At 50.4% G+C, this 5522-nt stretch carries 4 protein-coding genes and 3 pseudogenes; 5 read left to right on the plus strand and 2 right to left on the minus strand.

Going from position 1 to position 5522, the window contains the following annotated elements:
* A pseudogene (locus ACJHXA_RS23385) lies at positions 1–101 on the minus strand (relaxase); the annotation flags it as partial.
* Between the two features lie 117 nt (positions 102–218).
* Here ACJHXA_RS23385 and ACJHXA_RS23390 point away from each other — a divergent pair.
* From ACJHXA_RS23390 to ACJHXA_RS23405, 4 genes and pseudogenes are all read left to right on the plus strand, one after another.
* Positions 219–809 (plus strand): plasmid pRiA4b ORF-3 family protein, encoded by a 591-nt coding sequence (locus tag ACJHXA_RS23390; protein ID WP_012477564.1) that lies wholly within the window; start codon positions 219–221, stop codon positions 807–809.
* Positions 810–945: 136 nt separating this feature from the next.
* The gene (locus ACJHXA_RS23395; protein ID WP_001493762.1) at positions 946–1518 is read left to right on the plus strand and encodes a recombinase family protein; all 573 of its coding nucleotides are present in this window, start codon (positions 946–948) and stop codon (positions 1516–1518) included.
* Positions 1519–1554: 36 nt separating this feature from the next.
* On the plus strand, positions 1555–2946 hold the full coding sequence (locus ACJHXA_RS23400; protein ID WP_001493761.1) for an ISKra4-like element ISKpn19 family transposase: 1392 nt from the start codon (positions 1555–1557) through the stop codon (positions 2944–2946).
* Positions 2947–2978: 32 nt separating this feature from the next.
* Positions 2979–3407 (plus strand): annotated as a pseudogene (locus ACJHXA_RS23405) (recombinase family protein); the annotation flags it as partial.
* Between the two features lie 318 nt (positions 3408–3725).
* Here ACJHXA_RS23405 and ACJHXA_RS23410 read toward each other — a convergent pair.
* A complete protein-coding gene (locus ACJHXA_RS23410; protein WP_001516695.1) occupies positions 3726–4382 on the minus strand; it encodes a quinolone resistance pentapeptide repeat protein QnrS1 in 657 nt (218 codons plus the stop codon).
* A 394-nt stretch (positions 4383–4776) separates the two neighbouring features.
* Here ACJHXA_RS23410 and ACJHXA_RS23415 point away from each other — a divergent pair.
* A pseudogene (locus ACJHXA_RS23415) lies at positions 4777–5393 on the plus strand (transposase); the annotation flags it as partial.
* Between the last annotated feature and the right edge of the window lie 129 nt (positions 5394–5522).

A 5522-nucleotide genomic window follows, 5' to 3' on the forward strand; every position in this document is an offset into this window, starting at 1 on the left:
CGCTCCTGCTGCGGCGTCCGCTCGTGGGCCGTGGCGCGGGTCCGCGCGCCGGCCTCGTGCGCCTGGCGCTCGCGGGCGAGGTCCAGGGCGGCCGTCTTCACGTTCTGCCTTGCGCAGATGAGATAGGAGAGCATGAAAAACCTCGGGGCAGCCATCGAATGATGCCATCTACAGGGGTTAAAATAACCACCATCATTTCATAACAATACCTGCTGACTATGAAGATCTACGTCATCAAAATAGCAGTTCATGGAGTCAGTCCGATGGTCTGGCGTCGGCTGAGAATTGCTGCCGACACGTCACTGGCCGCGCTTCACTTCATTTTCCAGATAGTGCAGGGCTGGGGGGACGACCATCTCCATCAATTTCACATTTATGGCAAAGATTACGGTATCTCCTACGAAGGAGGCATCGGTTTTGTCGATAATCCGTTCCGGGTCGTGATTGATGATTTTGCTTTTGATGCTGGCGATCGCTTTACCTATGAATACAATTTCTTTGAGCACTGGCTTCATGACATTCGTGTTGAGGCCATTTATGAAAACTCTACGCTGAAAGCGCCGTTTTGTATAAGCGGCCATGGTATGCCCGGAGCCACAGCTGCGGATGAGTTCGATAAAACCCTGGCGTTTCTTGAAGCTATCGTTAATGCGGATGATGAAACAACGGTCGGCGAGATCCGCCCTTTTGCTGACGACCTGGATGCTGTCAGGTTCAACCGCCACAAAATCAACCGGCAACTGAGCAGGCTCGACCTTGCATCTCCGGTACTGGAGCCTGAAGTTATCTGGCTGGGCCGTCGTCGCTGACTGATGTCTATAAAGGTATACGTTTTCAGCATGCCTCTCAGATCCCCGAAAAAATGTCTATAAACCTCCCTAAATCAGTGTTTATGGATTATTCTTTAAATCTCTATGATGTTTAAAGACCTTCCGGAGGTTTTGCGTGCAATATGCCTACATCAGGGTAAGCTCGGCCGATCAGAATACGGCCCGTCAGGAAGAGGCATTGTCAAAGGCGGGTTTTCAGCCTGATAAAATTTGTGTTGAGCATGCCAGCGCGAAGGACACAAACCGCCCGGGGTTACAGGAACTCCTGGGGCAATTACGCCCTGGTGATACGCTTCTGGTTCATTCCATCGATCGCCTTTGCCGGAATATGTCGGATATGTGCGCTGTCACCACCCGGCTTCGTGACCAGGGCGTTACCCTTATTTTTCTGAAAGAGCAGCTGACGTTCAGCGCCGGCACAAACAATCCGATGCAGGAACTGCAGCTGCACATGATGTCGGCATTCAGCCAGTTTGAACGAGCCTTACTGAAGGAAAGGCAGGCCGACGGCATCGCCGCGAAAAAAGCACGGGGTGAAAAAACAGGGCGCCCCGGCGCCGATATCAAAAAGATCCAGGAAATTGACGCACTCAGAAGCAGAGGGGTCAGGCTCAGGATCGCCTGCGACCATGCGGGCCTTGGCGTTTCCACATATTATAAGCTTCGTCACCAGATGAACAACCAGTAGCCGGGAGATAGTCATCCACCACAGCAGGAGGCAATGATGCAACTGACGCTCCAGATAGTCATCACCGATGAATCAGGCTCCAGTCGAACGGAGGAACTGATGACAATCCAGAAATCAGGGGAGACCCGGAACGACATCGGATTATCGGTGTCAGAATCCAAGCTGTTGCTGAATACGGTCCAGCAGTCGGTGGTCCAGCTGCAGGCAGACGAATATACTCAACACCATATCCGGTGCCCTCACTGCCTTGCTGCGCGCAGAATCAAAGGCAAACAGAAAATACGGTACCGGACGCTGTTTGGCGTTATTCCGGTATCCGGGCTTCGGGTGTACCGGTGCCGTTGTGAAGAGAGTGATACAAAGACAGTCAGTTTGCTCAGCGACTGGGCCGGCGATTATTCTCACCCGGCACTGAAATATATTGAAACCCGCTGGGCCTCGATGATCTCCTATGAAATGACGACTCGTCTGCTGAAAGATATTCTGCCGGTGGGCCACAGCCTGAATGCCTCAACGGTGAGGAATCATTTATGCCAGGTGGCGCAGCGTCTTGACGCTGAGGCTGAAGCTCATTCAGGTTTTCTTTCCGGCTGCCCCCGCGACTGGGGGAACCTGCCCAGGCCAGGAAAACCGCTTGTGGTGGGTATAGATGGTGGTTATGTTCGCGATCGGGATGACAAAAAGCGTAATTTTGAAATTATTGCCGGGAAGTCTTTTTCCGTTGGTGCGCCTGCTGACACCCGCCGCTTCGGTTTTGTTCAGAAGGATGACTGTCATCCGGAACGCAGGCTCATGACCCACCTTTCAGCGCAGGGAATGCAGGCCAACCAGCAGATATTTTTTCTGTCCGACGGCGCGGATAATCTCAGGGACCTCCAGTTCGGTATGTACCCTGAGTCAACGCATGTGCTGGACTGGTTTCATATCACCATGAGGCTGAAGGTGCTCATGCAATATGCCCGGGGACTGCTGGTATCAGATCCAGAGGCGGGGAGTAAAGTTCTGGCACTGCTGGAAAGCATTAAACGATATCTCTGGCATGGCAATGTTGTCGCTGCGCTGGAACATATTGATAATTGCGTTATGTATTGCGATGACCCTGAACTCAGCTATCCTAGCCTGAAATCCCTGCAAAAACATCTGGATGAAATGTATACCTACATCCGGAATAATAAGATGATGATCCCAAACTACGGCGAAATGCGTCGGTACGGAGAGCCGGTATCAACCGCGTTTGTGGAATCCACGATCAATGAAGTGATCGCCAGACGAATGGCCAAAAAGCAGCAGATGCAGTGGAGCAGAAAAGGGGCTCATTATTTGTTACAGACCCGGACCGCCGTTTTGAATAACGAACTGCAGGATAAATTTGTCTGCTGGTATCCGGGTTTTCAAAGTGACGGGAAGGGACCAGCGATGGCAGCATAGCTCACGCTGCCCCAATATTTTTTATGCTCTCGGTCGTATGGAAGCTGGACCGCCTCGGTCGTGATCTTCGTCATCTCATTAATACAGTGCACGACCTGACCGCGAGGGGGACCGGTCTGAAAGTGCTGACCGGTCACGGGGCGACTATCGACACAACAACGGCCGCTGGCAAGCTTGTCTTCGGTATCTTTGCCGCACTGGCGGAGTTTGAGCGCGAACTGATTGCTGAAAGAACGACTGCAGGTCTGGCATCAGCAAGAGCCCGTGGGCGGAACGGCGGCCGACCTTATAAAATGACGCCAGTCAAACTGCGACTGGCAATGGCATCAATGGGACAATCAGAAACAAAGGTCAGTACGCTATGCCAGGAACTTGGGATAACCCGGCAAACTTTGTACAGGCATATTTCCCCTGTTGGTCAACTGCGGGCGGACGGGATCAAGCTGCTCAACCGTGGATAATTTGAACGGACGGAAAAATCTGGGGTTCCGGCGTAGTACCCCTATCACCTCCACATTTTTGCAACAGTGCCTTATAAATGGCAGCCTTATGTTTACTTGCCAAGATGGGCTACCATATGATGTTTTATACTGAGCAATATTAATATTATCTTTAATGGAAAAATTAAGCCCACTAAGTGACCCACTGCTATATGGCTCTATTGTGAAGACGCCTGAGGGTAAAAATTTATACATGGTTGTCCCTATGTCTATTATTGCAAGGTTGACAATATTATTCGTTTTATAAATTTGAGCGTTTAAAATCACACATCAAAGCAATTAGTCAGGATAAACAACAATACCCAGTGCTTCGAGAATCAGTTCTTGCTGCCAGGCTGCAATTTTGATACCTGATGTATCGACTTTGCGGGGATCTAAACCGTCGAGTTCGGCGTGGCATAAATTGGCACCCTGTAGGCTAAATTGCCCCCAGACATCTTCGGAAAAAACACCTCGACTTAAGTCTGACTCTTTCAGTGATGCACCCGCTAGGTTCGTTCCTATCCAGCGATTTTCAAACAACTCACATTTTTCTAAACAAACCCTCTCCATATTGGCATAGGAAAGATTACATCCAGAAATAAATGCTGAGCAAAAGTACATACGATTACTCACTTGATGGGCAAAGTTTGTTCGGGAAAAGTTGGCACCTTTTAAATCACACGCACGGAACTCTATACCGTAGCAATTGGCATTACTGAAGTTTGCCATCGCAAGTTGGCATTGTTGGAAACTTGCATCACGAAGATCTGCGACATCAAAGTGGCAGCCTTCGATATCACCCTGTTCAATGAACTTGCAGTTGACGAATGTCGTATCACGCAAGTTAGCACGTCGAAAGTCGCTGCGAATGAATGTGCAAGCGGTGAAGGTGAGATCACTTAAGTCTTTATGTGAAAAGTTGTGGTGCCGATATGTATGATTGTAGGTTTCCATGAGTACTCCTTGTTGAAAGGAGGGCTAGACTACCATTATACATATGCCAAGACATTAAAATAAAAGCCTGTTACATCAACACATTACAACCCCTCAATTTACCTGTTTTAAGTGGTCAAATTGGCGCGTAGAGCGCCTATCGCTCTTGCATTGGCACGCGGCCCTGTTGAAAAAAGTTATTCGCTTTAGATAGGGTTAGGAGAGCCGTGCTTCGCCGGTAAAAAATCGGACTATCCGACGCAGGGCGGACTCATCGGCGGAGAAGCAAACTTTGACTATATCTCCCTACACTTGGAAGAGGGCTAGACTGGCCCCATAGATCACCAGACACTTCGACTCTCTTAAAATAAGAGGTAGTCTTGGAACTATGTTTAATACCAGTCAGAACGATAAGATGGTTGAAGTGTTATCAGGACCTGAGCGGCGTCGGCGTCGTACACCGCAGGAAAAAATTGCCATTATTCAGCAGACTATGGAGCCCGGTATGACCGTGTCTCATGTCGCGCGCCTGCATGGCATCAATGCAAACCAGATATTCAAATGGCGCAAGCAATATTAAGACGGTTCACTGACGGCTGTTGCATCGGGCGAGGAAGTGGTGCCGGCCTCCGAACTCGCTGCCGCCAATAAGCAAATTCGCGAACTCCAGCGCCTTCTGGGCAAAAAGACGATGGAAGCCGAGATACTCAAAGAGGCCGTGGAGTTCGGCCGGGCAAAAAAATGGATTGCGCATGCGCCCTCGTTGCCTGGGAACGACGAATAAGCGACGTTTGCAGAAGTCTTAGCGTGTCGCGTGCGCAGTTGAGCATTCGGGTTCACCGGCCATCTGACTGACAGGATCGCAGACGGCAGCCCCGTTCTGACGATACCACCGTATTGTCCCGGATAAACATGGCGGTGGCTGACCTGCCGACGTATGGTTATCGCCGTGTGTGGGCGCTGCTGCGACGGGAGTCGGAGCGGGACGGCCTGCCTGTGGTTAATGCAAAGCGGGTGTATCGCATTATGAGAACGGGCACTGTTGCAAATAGTCGGTGGTGATAAACTTATCATCCCCTTTTGCTGATGGAGCTGCACATGAACCCATTCAAAGGCCGGCATTTTCAGCGTGACATCATTCTGTGGGCCGTACGCTGGTAC

The organism is Escherichia sp. WS33 (genome assembly GCF_046486385.1).
Lineage (GTDB): Bacteria > Pseudomonadota > Gammaproteobacteria > Enterobacterales > Enterobacteriaceae > ECMA0423.

What these genes read in the sequence shown, in the direction of transcription:
- ACJHXA_RS23400 (WP_001493761.1), top strand. Translation starts at nt 1,555, where the DNA reads ATGCAACTGACGCTCCAGATAGTCATCACCGATGAATCAGGCTCCAGT.
- ACJHXA_RS23390 (WP_012477564.1), top strand. Translation starts at nt 219, where the DNA reads ATGAAGATCTACGTCATCAAAATAGCAGTTCATGGAGTCAGTCCGATG.
- ACJHXA_RS23410 (WP_001516695.1), bottom strand. Translation starts at nt 4,382, where the DNA reads ATGGAAACCTACAATCATACATATCGGCACCACAACTTTTCACATAAA.